Origin of the sequence: Legionella sp. W10-070, from assembly GCF_900640175.1 — a bacterium.
GTDB lineage: Bacteria > Pseudomonadota > Gammaproteobacteria > Legionellales > Legionellaceae > Tatlockia.
The window spans coordinates 1-17,518 of record NZ_CAAAJC010000033.1; the positions used below are offsets into that span (position 1 = coordinate 1).

Below are 17,518 nucleotides of genomic sequence, written 5' to 3' on the forward strand. Positions count from 1 at the left end.
CTCATCCCGAAAAAACGTTTCTGTTGTTCCTGTACCAAGCACTTCTTACTCCATTAAAATAAAAAAGCTCTTAAACAGCATTATAAGAGCTTTGTCAATAAAAACTTAGGGCCAATTGGAAGGTTTATCCGCGGAATCCAGTGGCATTCGAAGATTTATGGATCCCGTGAACAAGTCACGAAATGTATGAAATATAGACCAGTTCGATTTTAATTTTCATGCGTAGACCCTACAAATAGGAGGATCTCGTATGGAAAGTTTAACAGCTGTCATCTCCGCACCGGCGGAGATGACGTACCCTTGTCAACCTGCTTTAGCAGCCTTTTTTTGACTATAGGTGAGTTGCACACCCAACAAATGCCTCACCAGGGTGAATATATTCTTGTCTCATGGCCGCTAACTTTGTACCATCTGCACACTATATTATGAGGTGCATGATTATCGATGAAGCATTCCTGGTTAAAAAGTGTCTTTCCAATTGCGGCTATCTTTTCTTTCCGCATGTTGGGATTATTCATGTTGATCCCGGTTTTTACTGTTTACGCGGCGCATCTTGAGGGAGCCACACCCTCCTTAATAGGCTTGGCTTTGGGAAGTTATGGTTTCAGCCAGGGCATACTGCAAATACCGATGGGAATGCTCTCCGATCGGCTGGGAAGAAAATCAGTTATCACTTTCGGTTTGCTACTCTTTGCCTGTGGCAGTCTGCTTGGCGCTTTAAGCCAATCCATCTATACGATGATTCTTGCCCGTACTTTGCAGGGAACCGGAGCCATCGGCAGCGTGTTAATTGCTTTACTGGCTGACCTTACCCCTGATGAACAACGGACAAGAGCAATGGCAGTTATTGGCATGACCATTGGTTTATCCTTTAGTCTTGCCATGGTCATCAGCCCGGCACTAAGCAGCCATTTTGGTTTGGCCAGCATCTTTTATTTAACAACAGTGTTAGCTTTGTCAGGTTTAATATTGTTGCACCTTGTCATTCCAACACCCCAAAGGGAATGCTTTCATGCAGACAGCGAAGCCAACCCCTCGCTTCTTAAAACAGTTATCAGCAGCCGGCATCTGCAACGTTTAAATGCCGGTATCTTTTGCCAACACTTTATTTTGACCGCTACCTTTTATGCCATTCCGATGCTCCTGCAACAGGAAATTGCACAAGGCCATTTAACACAACCCTGGCATTTTTACTTACCGCTGATGGTTGCCTCTTTTGTTCTCATGGTTCCGTTCATTTTGCTGGCGGAGAAAAAGCGTCAAATGAAAACCGTATTTGTGTCAGCTGTACTGGTAACCAGCCTGATGCAATTTTTGTTGACTTTATTCAACCAAAACTGGCTAAGTCTCTGGTGTCTGATGTTTTTTTACTTTGTCGCCTTTAATATTCTCGAAGCCAGCCTGCCTTCTTTGGTTTCAAAACAAGCCAGTCCCCATAGTAAAGGTACAGCAATGGGGATCTATTCCAGCAGCCAATTCCTGGGCATTTTTGCAGGGGGTGCCCTGGCTGGAATCCTATATCAACTGTATGGCTATCAAGGTATATTTTTTGTAAATGCTATTTTAGGTTTCACCTGGCTAAGCATCGCTTTGTTCATGAGGCCAGATGTCTATTTATCTACCCTTATTCTGACTTACCCTGAAAACATCAGCGATGATAAGAAGCTCATTCAGGATTTGCAAAATTTGACCGGCATCAGAGAGGTCAACCTGGCTCAAAACGAGCGAGTCATCTATTTACGCATTGACAGAGCCACCTACAAGGAAGGCAGTGCCGGAAAGCTATTGCAGCAACTCAGTGCTGATTAATTCACAGCTTCTGAACTGCTTTTTCTTGTTGCGACAATAATTTTTCTAAACTCTGTTGGCATCTCAAAAGAATATCCCTGCCTGAAGGAGGGGGACTGGCAAACAATCCCAAAGAACATCCAATTATAGTTCCTACCGATTTTATGCCCTGATAAGAAAAAAGCGAACAGCCAACAAAAACAGGATGATTGATGGCTGTATTAATCAGGCTCAATGCCAATCCAGGCTCTTTATCCTGGACATAGCGTACAATATGCTCAGCAATCGCTTTGCGTAATTCAAACTCCTGGGGATGAGCCAGAACCATTTTCTTCAGGCGCTCAAGGTTTCGAGTCAAGTTCCTGTTATTTTCTTCCCCATTCTCAGACCAGAAGAAAAAGAAAAAAGAGGTGTTTTCAAGATTTGCCCCATTAAAATTAGCACCAGTAAAAACAGCATCGCTGAAATCAACCCCACTAAGGTTAGCATTTGAAAAATTGACCCCGCGTAAATCTGCACCAGTCAAATTGACAGCTGTCAAATTGGCATCAGACAAATCCGCACCAGGCATATTTACGCCAACTTCCATGTTGGCATTACTCAAGTTAGCCCCTCTTAAACAAGCTCGATTGAGAGTGGCAAAAGTTAAATTAGCCCCTTCCAAATTGGCATATGAGAGATTAGTCCCGACTAAGATAGCTCTTGCCAAATCGGCGAATTTTAAAATGGCATGGGAGAGTTGAGCATTTGACAGATCGGCACCAAGAATAGCCTTGGTTAAATCAACTTCGTTTAAATTAATTCCCCGAAGAGTCAGACTGGCAAAATTTTGTTCTGACAGATCGCTGCCTGCCAATTTTATAAATTTGGTAAACAGATGAAGGTGCCAGTAATAAGCAGGTACTATTTCCCTTATCATCCTGACTTTCGCCTGCTTATCTTCAATGAGATTACATTGCAGCGTAGACAATATAAGATTAAGAACCTCCAACACATTTTTGTCAGCCTGACTCTCGAACGCTATCTTCGCTTGATTAAAATTGTGATAACTGATTTGCTCCACAGACTCAGAAAACATTGCATAACAAATAGTTTCCACCGGTGTCAAAGCCTGGGCATCCGTTTCATATTTTTCTTTTAAACTTTTGAAATACTGCAATGAACAATAATAATTAGTTAATTTTAAACAATAATCCGCAGAGTATAGATGACAAATAATTCGAATGACATTTTCAGGCTGTTGTAATAAATCATCAATAAGTTCTTTATCGCTCTTTGATAAATCCCCTGAGAGCAACGGTTTTGGATTGTTAGGCAAGAGGGATTTAGTCGATAACAGATAGACGAGCTCTTTTTGCAGATCTTGAGGCAGGTAATCAGAGTCTGTGATTTTATTCATTATAGTGTCATCATCTTATTTTTTACTTTTATGCTAAGTCTTAAGTAACTATCGAATTTCAGGTACACTGCTCTATACCCTACGCAATTCAAAATAGATTGGTTATAATGCCAATTCTAACTTTCGCACGCAGGAGAATCATATAATGGCTCGTGGTATTAATAAAGTAATCTTGATAGGCAATGTTGGCGTCGACCCCGACGTTCGCTATATGCCCAATGGCAATACGGTAACTACCTTATCGATTGCTACCAGTGAAACATGGAAGGATAAGCAGACTGGTGATAAGCAAGAACGCACTGAATGGCATCGGGTGATATGCTTTAATCGCTTGGGTGAGATTGCAGGAGAATATGTTCGCAAAGGCTCTAAACTGTATATTGAAGGCAGCCTGCGAACCCGCAAATGGCAGGACCAGCAAGGGCAGGATCGTTATACGACCGAAATCGTTGCTAATGACATTCAAATGCTTGATGGAAAATCTGGAGCTGGCAATTATGAAAACATGCCATCGCCTGCCGGCTCGACTCAGCAGCATCAAAAGCCTCAATCAACTCAAGCCCCGCAAAATGCTTTTGATGAACTGGATGACGACATCCCGTTTTGAAAATCAAATAATTCCATAACCAACGTAGGCTGGGCTGTAAAGCCCAGCTGTCTATGTGAACAGTTTTTAAAACATTTGCTCACAAGATGTGCCCAACACGCCTCCTGGAGGGGCGGTCTGTTACGAGTCATCACAGTCAGAGAAAATAAAAAAGCCCGCTTAAGCGGGCTTTTTCAGCTAAGGAAGAATTATTCTTCACTTTCATTAGCTTCAACTGGTCTATCCACTAATTCAACTATCGCCATCGGTGCATTATCACCAGGACGATAACCACATTTCAACACTCGTACATAGCCTCCTGGACGCTCAACATAGCGAGGCCCCAAAGTAGTAAACAATTTACCTACAGCACTTTTTGAACGAAGTTTATCAAAAACAAAACGTCTGGAAGCAACTGAGTCGTTCTTGCTGACAGTGATAAGTGGTTCAATATAACGACGTAGCTCTTTTGCTTTAGGCAAAGTTGTCTTAATCAGTTCATGCTCAATAAGAGATGTACACATATTTGAAAACATTGCCTTTCGATGGCTACTTGTACGGCTAAAGCTACGGCCGGAATTACGATGACGCATGACAAAAACTCCTAATATTACTCGCCAAGATTTGCTGGCGGCCAATTTTCAAGCTTCATTCCCAGTGACAAAGAGCGTGAAGCGAGTACGTCTTTGATTTCAGTGAGCGATTTTTTACCTAAATTGGGGGTTTTTAATAATTCAGTTTCAGTCTTCTGAACCAAATCACCAATATAATAAATATTTTCCGCCTTAAGACAGTTTGCTGAACGAACAGTAAGTTCCAAATCATCAACAGGTCTCAGTAAAACAGGATCAAAATCATTTCTCTCTTTCTGATCAGCACGCGACTCTTCAAATTTCATATCGACAAAAGCATGCAACTGATGCTGCAGAATGGAAGCAGAGATACGGATTGCTTCTTCTGGGTCAAGCGTACCATCAGTTTCTAAATCAATAGTCAGCTTATCCAAATCGGTTCGATTTTCAACACGGGCACTGTCAACAAAATAAGCAACTTTTTTGACAGGAGAAAAGGTATTGTCAATTTTCAATTTACCAACTGATTTTTGTTCAATCTCTTCATCAAGAAGCCGGACAAACGAATCAGTGGAGTGAAAGCCAACGCCTTTCTCAACTTTCAAGGTCATATTTAATTTGCCTTTTTCATTTAAATTGGCAATGACTAATTCAGGGTTAACAATCTCTTGACCATGAGTCAACTGGATATCACCTGCTGTTACCTGACAAGGACCTTGCTTACTCAAGGTTAAAATTGCTTCCTTTCCGGCAGTTAATTTAATAGCTACCTGTTTCAGGTTCAAAAGAATATCAACCACATCTTCCTGACAACCTTCTATCGTGCTGTATTCATGTAATACGCCATCAATAGATATTTCTGTAATCGCATAACCTGGCATGGATGACAGAAGAATACGTCTCAACGCATTGCCAAGCGTATGACCATAACCGCGCTCTAAAGGCTCAAGTACGACTCGTGAGTGGTAAGGCGACTTAGCATCTACTTTGAGTACAGATGGCGTCATCATTTCATGTATATCCATTCGGTTGTCTCCGAGCTTACTTAGAGTAAAGTTCTACAACTAAATTAACGTTATAATCAGATAAATCATTTAGTGTAGGCGAAGTGGTAAAAGTACCTTTGAAGGCACCTGAGTCAACAGCCAACCAATCACAGGGTGCGCGTTGCTCTGAAAGCGCAATAGCAGCTTGCACACGCCCTTGCTCTTTTGCTTTTTGACGGATAGCAACTATATCACCTGGGTTAACCAGATAAGAGGGAATATTAACTACCTGTTCATTGATCAGGATAGCTTTATGAGCCACTAGTTGCCGAGCTTCTGCACGAGTACTTGCAAAGCCCATGCGATAAACAACATTATCCAGTCGTCTTTCAAGAAGAACCATCAGGTTTTCACCTGTAGACCCTTTTTGTCGAGCAGCCTTTTTGTAGTAATTACGGAACTGCTTTTCCAATACGCCATAGAGACGTCTGATTTTTTGCTTCTCACGTAACTGCACACCATAATCACTCAAACGTGGGCGATTTGCTCCATGCTGACCGGGAATCTTTTCTGATTTACACTTGGATTTATGATCACGAACACCACTTTTCAAGAATAAATCGGTTCCCTCTCTACGCGATAATTTACATTTTGGACCAAGGTATCTAGCCATTAAAAACTCCTGAACTTATACACGACGTTTTTTAGGTGGCTTACATCCATTATGAGGTATGCCAGTCACATCGGTTATCTCTACAATCTTAAAATCCTGTGATATCAACTCACGAATCGTAGATTCGCGACCTGGCCCAGGACCATCAATAAGTACCGCAACAGATTTCATACCGTATTCTTTTGCAACAGCGGCTGCTTTTTCAGTAGCGACCTGTGCTGCATAAGGAGTACTTTTTCTTGAGCCACGAAACCCTGAACCGCCAGCAGTAGCCCAACATAAAGCATTACCCTGACGATCAGTAAAAGTTACAATGGTATTATTAAAAGAAGCGTGAACATGTACAATACCGTCAGATACCACGCGCTTTACTTTTTTTCTTGCTTTTTGCTGTTTCTTATTTGTAGCCATCTTTATTTCCTAACATATGATTAGACATTGCTGCCTTTACGTCGACCTTTACGGGTACGCGCATTTGTTTTAGTACGTTGTCCACGCAATGGTAAACCACGACGGTGTCTAAGTCCGCGGTAACAACCAAGATCCATAAGTCGCTTGATATTCATGGAAACAACACGACGTAAATCACCTTCAACAGTCAATTTGGCAATTTCAGTACGTAGCGCTTCCAATTTCTCCTCAGATAACTGAGATACCTTGGTTGATGTTTCAACGCCAACAGTCTTACATAAATTAATTGCTGTTGTTTTGCCAATGCCATAAATCGATGTAAGTGCTATCACAACATGTTTGTGATCCGGTATATTAACACCTGCAATACGAGCCATTAGTCTCTCCGAACGTTATTTTTGCTCTGCCAGAAAGGGACAGAAGAATACTATTATAATGAACTAAAATCAAGCAAGGATTTCAACCTTGCTTTTGCTTATGCCGTGCATCTTTGCATATAACGCGGATAGTTCCATTACGCTTAATAATTTTACAGTTACGACAAAGTCGTTTTACTGACGCTCTAACTTTCATTAAAAACTCCGATAATAATCACAATAGACCAGGTAATTTGGTCCCTTTAAAATTGGCTTTTTTCATCAAAGAATCATACTGCTGGGTCATCAAATGGGCTTGCACCTGAGCGACAAAATCCATAATTACCACAACAATGATTAACAGCGAAGTTCCACCAAAATAAAAAGGCACATGCCAGGTAAACATTAAAATCTGTGGCAGCAAACAAACCAACACCAGATAAATAGCACCAACCAGTGTCAGGCGAGTCATCACTGAATCAATATATCTAGTCGTCTGTTCACCCGGGCGTATACCAGGTATATATGCCCCTGATTTTTTCAAATTATCTGCTGTGTCCTTGGGATTGAAAACCAATGCTGCATAAAAAAAGGCAAAAAACAGAATAGCAGCAGCATAGATAATCAAATAGAGTGGTTGTCCTGGAGATAAAGCCATACCTATATCAGCCAGCCAATCCATTCCCCTGCCCTTGGCAAAAAATTGCGCAAGCGTGGCAGGCAACAAAATAATACTGGATGCAAAAATAGGTGGAATGACACCCGACATGTTAATTTTCAAGGGTAAATGGCTGGTTTGTGCCGCATAAACCTTCCGCCCATGGGTACGTTGAGCATAATTCACTCTTATCCGACGCTGGGCTCTTTCCATGAAAACCACAAATCCAGTGACCAAAACAACCACAATGGCAATTAAAACTAGCGTTAACGCCTGCATCTGTCCTTCTTTTACCTGCTGAAACACAGAAGCAATAGCACTTGGCATGCTAGAAACAATCCCTGAGAAAATAATTAGCGATATCCCATTCCCCACGCCTTTCTCAGTGATTTGCTCTCCCAGCCACATTAAAAACATCGTGCCTGTTACCAGGGTTATTACTGCGGTAAAATAGAAAAATATATCAGCATGCAAGGCAATTTGCTGACCTGCCAACCATCTTGCCATCCCTAAAGACTGGAATACAGCCAAAAGCAAGGTCAGGTAACGAGTATATTGATTAATTTTCCTTCGTCCAGACTCACCTTCTTTTTTAAGTTGCTCCAGTTTTGGAGATACCACAGAAAACAACTGTATGATGATAGAAGCAGAAATGTAAGGCATAATTCCGATAGCAAATACCGTAACCCGGGATAAAGCGCCTCCGGAAAACATATTGAACAAACCAAATATGGTATTTTGCTGTTCACCAAAAAAATTGGCCAATTTCTGCGGATCTAACCCAGGCACAGGGATATGAGCGCCTAAACGATAGACTAAAATACCTATTATTACGAATAGCAACCTTGCTTTTAATTCTGCCAATCCCCCGCGAGATTGGCCTGATACTTGCCTGTGGTTACTCATAGTCATTCTTCAATACTGCCGCCAGCCTGTTCTATTGCCAGACGCGCACCCTTGGTAACACGTAAGCCCTTTAACTTTAAGGCGCTGCTAACTTCACCAGACAGAATAACTTTGACTTCACGAATTGATTTATTAATCAGCCCGGCATTTTTTAAGGCATTGATATCAATGGTTTCAACATCTAATGAAGCCAGCTCACTGATGGTTACCTGATCAATAAAGCGTCCAACTCGTGACTTGAAGCCCATCTTGGGAAGCCGACGCTGAATTGGCATTTGTCCACCTTCGAAATTAATCTTATGGAAACCACCAGCACGTGCTTTTTGTCCTTTATGACCCTTACCACTTGTCTTACCCAAACCAGAGCCAATACCTCTGCCAAGCCGTTTTTTACTTGGTCTTGAGCCAGGATCTGGAGATAGTGTATTTAAATTCATTATGCACACTCCTCAACTTGCACCAGGTAATTTACTTTATTGATTAATCCTCTAATAGCAGGGTTATCCTGTTGAACAACACTACTGTTCAACTTCCCTAAGCCAAGTTGTTTTACGATATCTATATGCTTTGGTTTACGTCCTATAATACTCTTCACCAGAGTAATCTTTATTTTCTTGCTCATTATTATCCTGCCATTACTTCTTCAACTGATTTGCCACGCTTAGCTGCAACATAATCAGGCGTTCCGATATGAGTAAGTGCATCAATAGTAGCGTGCACGACATTGCTTGGGTTAGTAGAACCAATATTTTTTGCCAGAATGTTTTGTACTCCAAGCACTTCCAATACCGCACGCATTGCTCCACCTGCGATAATACCTGTACCCGGGCTTGCGGGCTTCATGAAAACCTTAGAGGCACCATAGCTCCAAGTAATTTCGTGATGAATTGTCTTACCGACCAATGGAATATAGGTCATATTCTTTCTAGCCTGATCGGTCGCTTTTTGTATCGCCACAGGCACTTCTTTTGCTTTGCCTCGACCAACGCCTACAGTACCCTTACCATCACCAATAACGACTAATGCTGTAAAACCAAAAACACGACCACCTTTTACCACTTTGGCGACACGATTCACAGCAACCAGTTTTTCCTGGTACCCTTCACCTTTTTGAGATTCATCTAATGCCATAATTGTTCCTTAAAAATCTAACCCGGCTTCACGGGCACCATCAGCTAGCGCCTTGACTCTGCCATGGTATTTATAGCCAGCGCGATCAAAAGCAACATTAATTACTTGCTTGGCCTTGGCTCGTTCACCTAATAGTTTGCCTACTTGCTGAGCTTGCTCCACCTTAGTTCCCTTAAGAGAAGACTTGAGCTCTTTATCCAAGGTAGAGGAAGAAACAACCACTCTATCACCTTTTTCATCGCGAACAATAATCTGCGAATAAATGTGTGAACCACTTCTATAAACTACAAGTCTTGGTTTGTTCGAATGACGAAGGATCGCTTTTGCTTTTAAACCACGTCGAATACGGGCTTTCTGTTTATTCATGACTTACACCTTATTTCTTTTTGGCTTCTTTACGAACAATAGCTTCACCAGCGTATCTAACACCTTTTCCTTTATAAGGCTCTGGTGGTCGGAAAGCACGTATTTCAGAAGCGACCTGACCTAAAAGTTGCTTATCAATACCACGAAGCGTAATGGTAGTAGCATTTGGCATTTCAACGCTAACACCTTCTGGCAAAGGATATTCAATTGGATGCGAATATCCCAGCGACAAGGTTATAGCCTTATTGCCAGCTTGAGCACGATAACCCACACCAACTAACTCCAAGGTTAAATCAAAACCACTGGTAACACCTTTAACCATATTATTTACTAAAGCACGAACAGTTCCTGCCTGAGCCCATGCATTAGGGTCATTTGAAGCAGGCTTAAATATTATCTTATTGCTATCTTCTTCACTTTTACTAACACTAACCAAATTATTATAGTGTTGAATTAAAGATCCTTTTGGCCCTTTTACAGTCAAAGTATCTTTACCTACGGTAAGCTCAACATTGGCAGGTAAATGGACGGGGGCTTTTGCTACTCTAGACATATTATTCCTCTCAAGTATTAGGCCACTTCACAAAGAATTTCGCCACCAATGCCCTGCTTTTTTGCTGCCATATGGGTCATTACCCCTCTAGAGGTAGAAAGAATGGCAACTCCAAAACCAGGAATTGGAGATAAATCCTTAAACGATTTATAAACTCTTAAACCGGGACGGCTAATACGTAAAATACGCTCAATTACCGGCTTACCATGGTAGTATTTCAATTGCAATGTAATTGACTTAAAATTATTTTCAAGAAGCTCTACATTATAATCTACTATATAACCTTCTTCTTTTAACACCCTAGCTATTTCTTCTTTCAATTTAGATGAATTGAGGGTTACGCTCTGATGTTTCGCTTGCTGACCATTACGAATTCTAGTCAGCATGTCAGCAACAGGATCATGCATACTCACAGTCGTTCTCCATAGAATAAAATTTACCAGCTGGATTTGCGCCCACCAGTGACATTACCAGTCATCAGCTGCTGTCTTAAACAAATCCTGCAAAGGCCAAACTTCCGATAAACGGCATGTGGACGACCACATTGCTGGCAACGCGTGCTATGTCGCACAGGATTTGAATTTATAGGAAGCTTGGCTAATTTGGCTTGTGCTTCCATAATGGTTTCAAAATCAGTAGACGACTTTATTAGAAGTTTTAACTCATTTCTTCGCTCTCTGTATTTCGCGACAAGTTTGGCACGTTTGTCTTCGCGAGCGAGCATCGATTTTTTAGCCACAATATTTACCCTTCTTAGTGTTTGTCTCTATCTTTCAAAGGCAAGTTAAATGCTTCCAGCAAAGCCTTTGCTTCTTCATTAGTCTTGGCGCTGGTGGTTATGCAAATATCCATACCACGTATACCATCAGTTTTATCAAAATCAATTTCAGGAAATACAAGCTGTTCTTGAATTCCCATGCTATAGTTTCCTGTTCCATCAAAGGATTTAGGATTCAAGCCTCGAAAATCTCTTACTCGCGGCAGAGCAATGCTAATAAGACGGTCGAGAAACTCATACATGCGTTCCCGTCTTAGAGTCACTTTACATCCTATAGGCCATCCTTCACGAATCTTAAAGCCGGCTATGGATTTTTTGGCTTTTGTAATGACTGGCTTTTGTCCGGCAATCAAGGTCATATCTTCCACTGCGTGATTCATAACCTTTTTATCACCAACCGCTTCACCAACACCCATATTCAAAGTAACCTTTAAAATTCTGGGTACTTCCATCACACTTTTATAGCCAAATCGACTCATCATCATTGGCACTACATCTTTTCTATAAAACTCTTTAAGTCTAGCCATTTCCGTCACCTACTTAGACAAGGTCAATTATTTCATTATTGGATTTAAAGTATCTAACCTTGTGGGTATTGCCGTCTTTTTCAATAAACTTGAAACCAATCTTATCCGCCTTTTTAGAAACCGGGTTATAAACAGCAACGTTTGAAACATCAACAGGTGCTTCGCGGGAAATAATACCGCCTTGCTGATTTAATTGGGGGTTAGGCTTGACATGTTTTTTAATAATATTGGCGCCTTCAACAACAATTTTGTTGTTGAATACTTTCTTTACCTGACCCACATGCCCTTTACTTTTACCGGCGATAACAATAACAGTATCACCTGATCTAATACGCTTCATAACTAATCCTTCTCACAAAACCTCAGCTGCCAGAGAAATGATTTTCATAAACCGTTCTCTAAGCTCACGAGTGACAGGCCCAAATATACGTGTACCTATAGGCTCATTTTGATTATTTAAAAGCACAGCCGCATTACCATCAAAGCGAATAAGCGAACCATCATCACGGCGAACACCTTGGCTTGTTCTAACAACAACAGCCTTCATTACGGCACCTTTCTTAACCTTACTACGTGGTATTGCATCTTTAATGCTTACTTTAATTACATCACCAACACGAGCGTAACGCCTATGTGATCCACCAAGCACTTTGATACACATCACTTTGCGTGCTCCGCTATTGTCAGCAACATCGAGCACAGTCTGCATTTGTATCATTCTATTCTCCAGCTCCAAATTCGACCAGAAAAAGGCTGCTGATTATATCAGGCCTCTTAATATTTTAAAAGCAAATCAATGAATATTAGGAAACCACTTCAACTAATACCCAACTTTTCGTTTTAGAGATTGGTCGAGATTCGCGTATTTTTACTATATTTCCAATTTTACCAACCTGATTTTCATCATGAGCATGAAGCTTGGTTCTGCGCTTCATAATTTTTCCATACTTGGGATGTTTTACAGTACGCTCAACCATCACAACAATGGTTTTTTGCATTTTATCACTGACCACTTTCCCTACTACAGTTCTGGCATTTGTTTCTGCATTATTCGACATGACCTTTTCCTACCTTCTCAGCCATAATTGTTTTAACTCTTGCGACAGCTTTGCGGACCTTAGGAACAAGATGTGTCTTATCTAGAGAACCATTAGCCTTTTTCATACGCAAATTAAATTGTTCCTTACGTAAGGAGAGTAGCTCGGCTTGCAATTCTTCAGGCGTTAAATCTCTTAACTCTTTGGTATTTTTCATCACATCACCTTGCGCTCTTCAAACATAACTTTGAAAGGCAGTTTAGCCTTAGCCAGGTTAAATGCTTCCATGGCTAATTCCTTACTTACACCTTCCATCTCAAACAGGACTTTTCCAGGTTGAATCTGGGCAACCCAGTATTCTACACTACCTTTACCCTTTCCTTGCCGTACTTCCAGCGGTTTTTGTGTAATTGGCTTGTCTGGAAACACTCTAATCCAAATTTTTCCACCACGCTTTATATGACGGGTCATTGCACGGCGAGCCGCCTCAATTTGTCTTGCGGTCAGGCGCCCTCTCTCGACTGCCTTCAAACCGAACTCCCCAAAGCTTACAGTAGACCCTCTTTGGGCTAAACCACGGTTTCGCCCCTTCATTTGCTTACGATATTTCGTACGTTTTGGCTGTAACATGATAGTAATTCCTCACTTACTTACCGCTTTCGGCACTACGTTTCTTCTGCGGAAGTACTTCTCCTTTGAAGATCCATACCTTAACACCTATTATTCCATAGGTTGTCTTAGCTTCAGCAGTACCATAATCAACATCGGCGCGGAATGTATGTAAAGGAACCCGTCCTTCGCGGTACCATTCACTACGAGCAATTTCAGCACCGCCCAATCGTCCGCTCACACAGATTTTAACCCCCTTGGCTCCCGCTTTCATTGCCGAGGTTACAGCTCTTTTCATCGCACGTCTAAACATCACACGCTGTTCCAGCTGCTGGGCAATACTTTCTGCAACCAAGACGGAATCCAGCTCCGGCTTACGAACTTCCTCTATATTCAGGTGGACAGGAACGCCTAACTTAGAAGCAATTTCAGTTCTTAAGGCTTCTATGCCACCGCCTTTTTTACCAATAATAACACCCGGCCTGGCTGTTAGAATTGTCACCACTGCATTACTGGCAGGACGTTCAATGCGTATTTTACTTACCGCTGCAGCCATAAGTTTTTTCTTCAGGTGTTTGCGAAGATTGATATCCTGGTTTAAGAGCTGTGCATAATTCTTGCTAGCATACCATTTTGAATTCCAATCCTGAACAATACCTAACCGTATACCTATAGGGTTTACTTTCTGTCCCATTGCTATTCCTCGTCAGATACTTTAATTGTGATATGGCAGGTACGCTTACAAATACGATTAGCACGCCCTTTCGCTCGTGGACTAATTCTTTTTAAAGTTGCCGCCTCATCCACACAAACCACACCCACTTTCAGTTCATCGATATCTGCACCATTGTTGTTTTCTGCATTTGCAATAGCAGATTCCAACAGCTTCAACATCAGTTGCGCGCCTTTTTTAGGAGTAAATTTCAGAACATCCACTGCATCAGAAACATTCATCTTACGAATCATGTCAGCAACCAACCTGCCTTTCTGAGCAGAAAGTGGCGCATTTCTTAATTTTGCTGTTACTTCCATCATTGCCTCTTACCTGCCTTTGGCTTTTCTGTCACCAGAATGGCCTTTGAACGTACGAGTCATGGCAAACTCACCTAATTTATGGCCAACCATATTATCGGTAATATATACCGGAACATGATCCTTACCATTATGAACTGCAATCGTGAGATCAATCATCTCAGGCAAAATAGTTGAGCGCCTAGACCAGGTTTTAATTGGTTTCTTAGACTTAGATTCGATCGCCGCCTCTACTTTACTCATTAAATGGTGATCGACATAAGGACCCTTTCTAATAGAACGTGTCACCTTGATATCCTCTTAGCTAATTATTTCTTTTTTCGCCTTCTGACGATAAAAGCGTCAGTGCGTTTATTACTACGTGTCTTATACCCTTTAGTAGGAACACCCCATGGAGTAACCGGATGACGGCCACCTGAAGTTCGACCTTCACCACCACCATGTGGATGGTCTACCGGGTTCATCGCAACACCTCGAACAGTAGGACGTATTCCACGCCAGCGCTTGGCACCAGCCTTACCTAAAGAACGCAAGCTATGCTCACTGTTACTAACTTCACCGATAACAGCTCGACAAGAACTTAAAACCTTACGCATTTCGCCTGAACGTAATTTCAACGTTGCATAAGCCCCTTCTTTTGCAACTATCTGGCCACTGCAGCCAGCACTTCGCAGCATCTGGGCGCCCTTGCCAGGTTTCAGTTCAACGCAATGAATAATAGTTCCCACAGGTATATTTCTAAGAGGCAAACAATTGCCGTTACTTATTGGTGAATCTTCACCACTAACAATAACGTCATTTGCTTTCAATCCTGAGGGTGCAATAATGTAACGTCGCTCACCATCTTTGTAAACCACCAGCGCTATCAATGCAGAGCGGTTTGGATCATACTCAAGCCTTTCAACCCTTGCTTCGATACCGTCTTTATTTCGTTTGAAATCAATTATACGGTACTTGGAACGGATTCCACCACCAATATGACGGACGGTAATCCGACCCTGATTATTACGTCCACCTGTTTTATTTAATTTCTCAACAAGAGCAGCATGAGGCTGTCCTTTATAAATATCATGATGGACAACTCGAATTTCACCCCGCTTTCCAGGTGAAGTTGGTTTAGATTTTAATAATGCCATCTTAATCTGCCTTATTCAGTCACGCTAAAGTCGATATCGTAGCTTTCTTGTAATGAAACGAATGCTTTCTTCCAGTCACTACGCTTACCACTGAGTTGCTTAAAGCGTTTTCTTTTTCCTTTCACATTCACTACAGATACAGATTTAACTTTAACATTAAACATTTTCTCGACAGCCTGCTTAATCTCTTGCTTAGTAGCCGTCTTTAATACCTTAAAGGTAAACTGCTTGTATTTATCCGCCATTACAGTCGTCTTTTCAGAGGTATGCGGCTCACGCAGAATCATTAGTAATCGTTCAGCATTCATTGTAACTGCTCCTCCAAACTCTTAATGGCTTCTTCAGTCATCAGTACCTTTTCAAAACGCAGCAAGCCAACAGGATCTAATGAAGCTACGTCACAGATCTCATATCCTATTAGATTACGAGAAGCAAGGTATTCATTCTCACCAACTTCACTCATAACTATCAGGGCGCTTTGCAACTCAAGCTCGTTCATCTTTTTCACAAAATCTTTTGTCTTATGCGATTGACATTGAAAATCGCTAACGACAACAAGGTTACCAGTGCGATGAAGCTCAGAGATTATACTACGTAATGCACGTTTGTACATTTTTTTATTAATCTTTTGGCTATAATCGCGCTTTTTGGATGCGAAGGTCACACCTCCGGAACGCCAAATCGGGCTTCGGATAGTTCCAGCTCTTGCTCTGCCAGTACCCTTTTGTCGCCATGGCTTTTTACCGCCGCCTCTTACTTCAGAACGCGTTTTTTGTGCACTGTTGCCGCTACGGGCGTTATTCATAAAGGTAACAACAGCCTGATGAACCAACCCTTCATTGTAAACGTAACCAAATACTGACTCATTTACCTTAAGCTGTGTATTCGTATCTTTTGTTATGATTTCCATTATTTGCCCCCTTTCTTCTTAACTGCGGGCTTTACTTCAACTCTTGCACCAGGACAACCAGGTATCGCGCCCTTGATTAAAAGCAAGTTACGCTCTTTATCAACACGAACCAATTCCAGGTTTTGGGTAGTACAGCGTACATTTCCCATCTGTCCTGCCATCTTCTTTCCTTTAAATACCCGGCCAGGTGTCTGGTTTTGTCCAATAGATCCAAGAACACGGTGAGAACGTGAGTTTCCGTGAGTAGCATCTTGAGTACGAAAGTTATGTCGCTTAACACCACCAGCAAAGCCTTTACCTTTAGTAACTGCAGCAACATCAACAAACTGTCCGTCATTAAAAACATCTTGAACAGATATCACCTGACCAGCTGAATATGCATCAGTGGAATCCACACGGAATTCACACATCAGATCACCAGCATCAATCTCAGCTTTAGCAAAATGACCTGCTAAAGGCTTATTGACCCGGCTGGCTTTTTTTTCCCCACCAGCCAGCTGCACGGCTGCATAACCATCTGTATCAATGGTTTTAATCTGAGATACACGGTTAGGCATAACCTCAACAACAGAGACAGGAATAGAGATACCGCCTTCTGTAAATACCCGTGTCATACCGATTTTACGGCCTAATAACCCAATCGTCATTGTAACACCTCATTAATAACCTTTGCCTATGAGACTTATTCATCATCCAGGCTAATCTGTACGTCGACTCCTGCAGCCAAATCAAGCTTCATTAATGCATCCACAGTTTTTTCTGTGGGGTGCACAATGACGACCAAGCGTTTGTGAGTACGCAATTCATATTGATCTCGTGCATCCTTATTAACATGGGGCGAGATCAATACCGTAAACTTTTCTTTTTTACCTGGCAAAGGTATTGGACCGCGTAGCTGGGCTCCGGTACGTTTTGCCGTATCAACAATCTCACGAATTGATGAATCAATAAGTCGATGGTCAAAAGACTTAAGACGTATTTTAATATTTTGATTATTACTCATTATCTTTACTCAATGATTTTAGCGACTACACCGGCACCCACTGTGCGGCCACCTTCACGAATCGCAAAACGCAATCCTTCATCCATAGCAATGGGGGAATG

32 protein-coding genes are annotated in these 17,518 nt (G+C 41.7%); 2 read left to right on the forward strand and 30 right to left on the reverse strand.

The window, feature by feature from the left end; genetic code table 11:
- The first annotated feature begins 444 nt into the window (after positions 1–444).
- Positions 445–1,809 (forward strand): MFS transporter, encoded by a 1,365-nt coding sequence (locus E1O65_RS11405; RefSeq protein ID WP_133133729.1) that lies wholly within the window; start codon positions 445–447, stop codon positions 1,807–1,809.
- Between the two features lies 1 nt (position 1,810).
- Here the strand turns inward: E1O65_RS11405 and E1O65_RS11410 are convergent, their stop codons facing one another.
- Complete coding sequence (locus E1O65_RS11410) at positions 1,811–3,187, reverse strand: pentapeptide repeat-containing protein (protein ID WP_133133730.1); 1,377 nt, start codon at positions 3,185–3,187, stop codon at positions 1,811–1,813.
- A 145-nt stretch (positions 3,188–3,332) separates the two neighbouring features.
- Here E1O65_RS11410 and ssb point away from each other — a divergent pair, with 145 nt between their 5' ends.
- Positions 3,333–3,794, forward strand: coding sequence for a single-stranded DNA-binding protein (gene ssb / locus E1O65_RS11415; RefSeq protein ID WP_133133731.1), 462 nt, complete (start codon positions 3,333–3,335; stop codon positions 3,792–3,794).
- Between the two features lie 188 nt (positions 3,795–3,982).
- On the opposite strand, the gene rplQ is transcribed toward ssb, so the two are convergent.
- From rplQ to E1O65_RS11560, 29 genes are all read right to left on the reverse strand, one after another.
- Positions 3,983–4,366, reverse strand: coding sequence for a 50S ribosomal protein L17 (rplQ, locus tag E1O65_RS11420; RefSeq protein WP_133133732.1), 384 nt, complete (start codon positions 4,364–4,366; stop codon positions 3,983–3,985).
- A 17-nt stretch (positions 4,367–4,383) separates the two neighbouring features.
- Complete coding sequence (gene rpoA, locus E1O65_RS11425) at positions 4,384–5,370, reverse strand: DNA-directed RNA polymerase subunit alpha (protein WP_133133733.1); 987 nt, start codon at positions 5,368–5,370, stop codon at positions 4,384–4,386.
- Between the two features lie 16 nt (positions 5,371–5,386).
- Positions 5,387–6,004, reverse strand: coding sequence for a 30S ribosomal protein S4 (rpsD, locus tag E1O65_RS11430; protein ID WP_133133734.1), 618 nt, complete (start codon positions 6,002–6,004; stop codon positions 5,387–5,389).
- A gap of 15 nt (positions 6,005–6,019) precedes the next feature.
- Positions 6,020–6,415, reverse strand: coding sequence for a 30S ribosomal protein S11 (gene rpsK / locus E1O65_RS11435; protein WP_133133735.1), 396 nt, complete (start codon positions 6,413–6,415; stop codon positions 6,020–6,022).
- A 20-nt stretch (positions 6,416–6,435) separates the two neighbouring features.
- A complete protein-coding gene (rpsM, locus tag E1O65_RS11440) occupies positions 6,436–6,792 on the reverse strand; it encodes a 30S ribosomal protein S13 (RefSeq protein WP_133133736.1) in 357 nt (118 codons plus the stop codon).
- Positions 6,793–6,874: 82 nt separating this feature from the next.
- A complete protein-coding gene (rpmJ, locus tag E1O65_RS11445) occupies positions 6,875–6,988 on the reverse strand; it encodes a 50S ribosomal protein L36 (RefSeq protein ID WP_081778074.1) in 114 nt (37 codons plus the stop codon).
- An 18-nt stretch (positions 6,989–7,006) separates the two neighbouring features.
- Entirely contained in the window at positions 7,007–8,335 is a 1,329-nt protein-coding gene (gene secY / locus E1O65_RS11450; protein WP_133133756.1) for a preprotein translocase subunit SecY, read from the reverse strand.
- A 2-nt stretch (positions 8,336–8,337) separates the two neighbouring features.
- The gene (rplO, locus tag E1O65_RS11455) at positions 8,338–8,772 is read right to left on the reverse strand and encodes a 50S ribosomal protein L15 (protein ID WP_133133737.1); all 435 of its coding nucleotides are present in this window, start codon (positions 8,770–8,772) and stop codon (positions 8,338–8,340) included.
- Entirely contained in the window at positions 8,772–8,957 is a 186-nt protein-coding gene (gene rpmD / locus E1O65_RS11460; RefSeq protein ID WP_133133738.1) for a 50S ribosomal protein L30, read from the reverse strand. The genes rplO and rpmD overlap by 1 nt, the downstream gene beginning before the upstream one ends.
- 2 nt (positions 8,958–8,959) lie before the next feature.
- The gene (gene rpsE, locus E1O65_RS11465) at positions 8,960–9,466 is read right to left on the reverse strand and encodes a 30S ribosomal protein S5 (protein WP_133133739.1); all 507 of its coding nucleotides are present in this window, start codon (positions 9,464–9,466) and stop codon (positions 8,960–8,962) included.
- A 9-nt stretch (positions 9,467–9,475) separates the two neighbouring features.
- The gene (rplR, locus tag E1O65_RS11470; protein ID WP_133133740.1) at positions 9,476–9,832 is read right to left on the reverse strand and encodes a 50S ribosomal protein L18; all 357 of its coding nucleotides are present in this window, start codon (positions 9,830–9,832) and stop codon (positions 9,476–9,478) included.
- 10 nt (positions 9,833–9,842) lie between these two features.
- A complete protein-coding gene (gene rplF / locus E1O65_RS11475) occupies positions 9,843–10,385 on the reverse strand; it encodes a 50S ribosomal protein L6 (RefSeq protein ID WP_133133741.1) in 543 nt (180 codons plus the stop codon).
- Between the two features lie 17 nt (positions 10,386–10,402).
- Positions 10,403–10,798 (reverse strand): 30S ribosomal protein S8, encoded by a 396-nt coding sequence (gene rpsH / locus E1O65_RS11480; RefSeq protein ID WP_133133742.1) that lies wholly within the window; start codon positions 10,796–10,798, stop codon positions 10,403–10,405.
- 23 nt (positions 10,799–10,821) lie between these two features.
- A complete protein-coding gene (gene rpsN, locus E1O65_RS11485) occupies positions 10,822–11,124 on the reverse strand; it encodes a 30S ribosomal protein S14 (RefSeq protein WP_133133743.1) in 303 nt (100 codons plus the stop codon).
- Positions 11,125–11,138: 14 nt separating this feature from the next.
- Positions 11,139–11,690 (reverse strand): 50S ribosomal protein L5, encoded by a 552-nt coding sequence (rplE, locus tag E1O65_RS11490; protein WP_133133744.1) that lies wholly within the window; start codon positions 11,688–11,690, stop codon positions 11,139–11,141.
- Between the two features lie 13 nt (positions 11,691–11,703).
- A complete protein-coding gene (gene rplX, locus E1O65_RS11495) occupies positions 11,704–12,030 on the reverse strand; it encodes a 50S ribosomal protein L24 (protein ID WP_133133745.1) in 327 nt (108 codons plus the stop codon).
- 12 nt (positions 12,031–12,042) lie between these two features.
- Positions 12,043–12,408, reverse strand: a complete 366-nt coding sequence (rplN, locus tag E1O65_RS11500) for a 50S ribosomal protein L14 (RefSeq protein ID WP_028388517.1) — start codon at positions 12,406–12,408, stop codon at positions 12,043–12,045.
- Positions 12,409–12,493: 85 nt separating this feature from the next.
- Positions 12,494–12,748 carry a 30S ribosomal protein S17 gene (rpsQ, locus tag E1O65_RS11505; RefSeq protein ID WP_133133746.1) on the reverse strand — a complete coding sequence of 85 codons (255 nt, stop codon included), beginning with the start codon at positions 12,746–12,748 and terminating at the stop codon, positions 12,494–12,496.
- Entirely contained in the window at positions 12,738–12,944 is a 207-nt protein-coding gene (rpmC, locus tag E1O65_RS11510; protein ID WP_133133747.1) for a 50S ribosomal protein L29, read from the reverse strand. Before rpmC ends, rpsQ begins: the two co-directional genes overlap by 11 nt.
- Positions 12,944–13,357, reverse strand: coding sequence for a 50S ribosomal protein L16 (gene rplP, locus E1O65_RS11515; protein WP_133133748.1), 414 nt, complete (start codon positions 13,355–13,357; stop codon positions 12,944–12,946). The genes rpmC and rplP overlap by 1 nt, the downstream gene beginning before the upstream one ends.
- Before the next feature lie 16 nt (positions 13,358–13,373).
- On the reverse strand, positions 13,374–14,030 hold the full coding sequence (rpsC, locus tag E1O65_RS11520) for a 30S ribosomal protein S3 (protein ID WP_133133749.1): 657 nt from the start codon (positions 14,028–14,030) through the stop codon (positions 13,374–13,376).
- A gap of 2 nt (positions 14,031–14,032) precedes the next feature.
- Positions 14,033–14,368: a 50S ribosomal protein L22 gene (gene rplV, locus E1O65_RS11525; RefSeq protein WP_133133757.1), complete on the reverse strand. Its 336-nt coding sequence runs from the start codon at positions 14,366–14,368 to the stop codon at positions 14,033–14,035.
- Positions 14,369–14,377: 9 nt separating this feature from the next.
- The gene (gene rpsS, locus E1O65_RS11530) at positions 14,378–14,656 is read right to left on the reverse strand and encodes a 30S ribosomal protein S19 (RefSeq protein WP_133133750.1); all 279 of its coding nucleotides are present in this window, start codon (positions 14,654–14,656) and stop codon (positions 14,378–14,380) included.
- Positions 14,657–14,676: 20 nt separating this feature from the next.
- A complete protein-coding gene (gene rplB, locus E1O65_RS11535) occupies positions 14,677–15,504 on the reverse strand; it encodes a 50S ribosomal protein L2 (RefSeq protein ID WP_133133751.1) in 828 nt (275 codons plus the stop codon).
- A gap of 11 nt (positions 15,505–15,515) precedes the next feature.
- Positions 15,516–15,812, reverse strand: a complete 297-nt coding sequence (rplW, locus tag E1O65_RS11540) for a 50S ribosomal protein L23 (protein ID WP_133133752.1) — start codon at positions 15,810–15,812, stop codon at positions 15,516–15,518.
- A complete protein-coding gene (rplD, locus tag E1O65_RS11545; protein ID WP_133133753.1) occupies positions 15,809–16,414 on the reverse strand; it encodes a 50S ribosomal protein L4 in 606 nt (201 codons plus the stop codon). Before rplD ends, rplW begins: the two co-directional genes overlap by 4 nt.
- Positions 16,414–17,061, reverse strand: coding sequence for a 50S ribosomal protein L3 (gene rplC, locus E1O65_RS11550; protein WP_133133754.1), 648 nt, complete (start codon positions 17,059–17,061; stop codon positions 16,414–16,416). Before rplC ends, rplD begins: the two co-directional genes overlap by 1 nt.
- A 35-nt stretch (positions 17,062–17,096) precedes the next feature.
- The gene (gene rpsJ / locus E1O65_RS11555; protein ID WP_133133755.1) at positions 17,097–17,417 is read right to left on the reverse strand and encodes a 30S ribosomal protein S10; all 321 of its coding nucleotides are present in this window, start codon (positions 17,415–17,417) and stop codon (positions 17,097–17,099) included.
- Between the two features lie 5 nt (positions 17,418–17,422).
- Positions 17,423–17,518 (reverse strand): hypothetical protein (locus E1O65_RS11560; protein ID WP_207384247.1); only part of this gene is annotated, 96 nt, incomplete at its 5' end.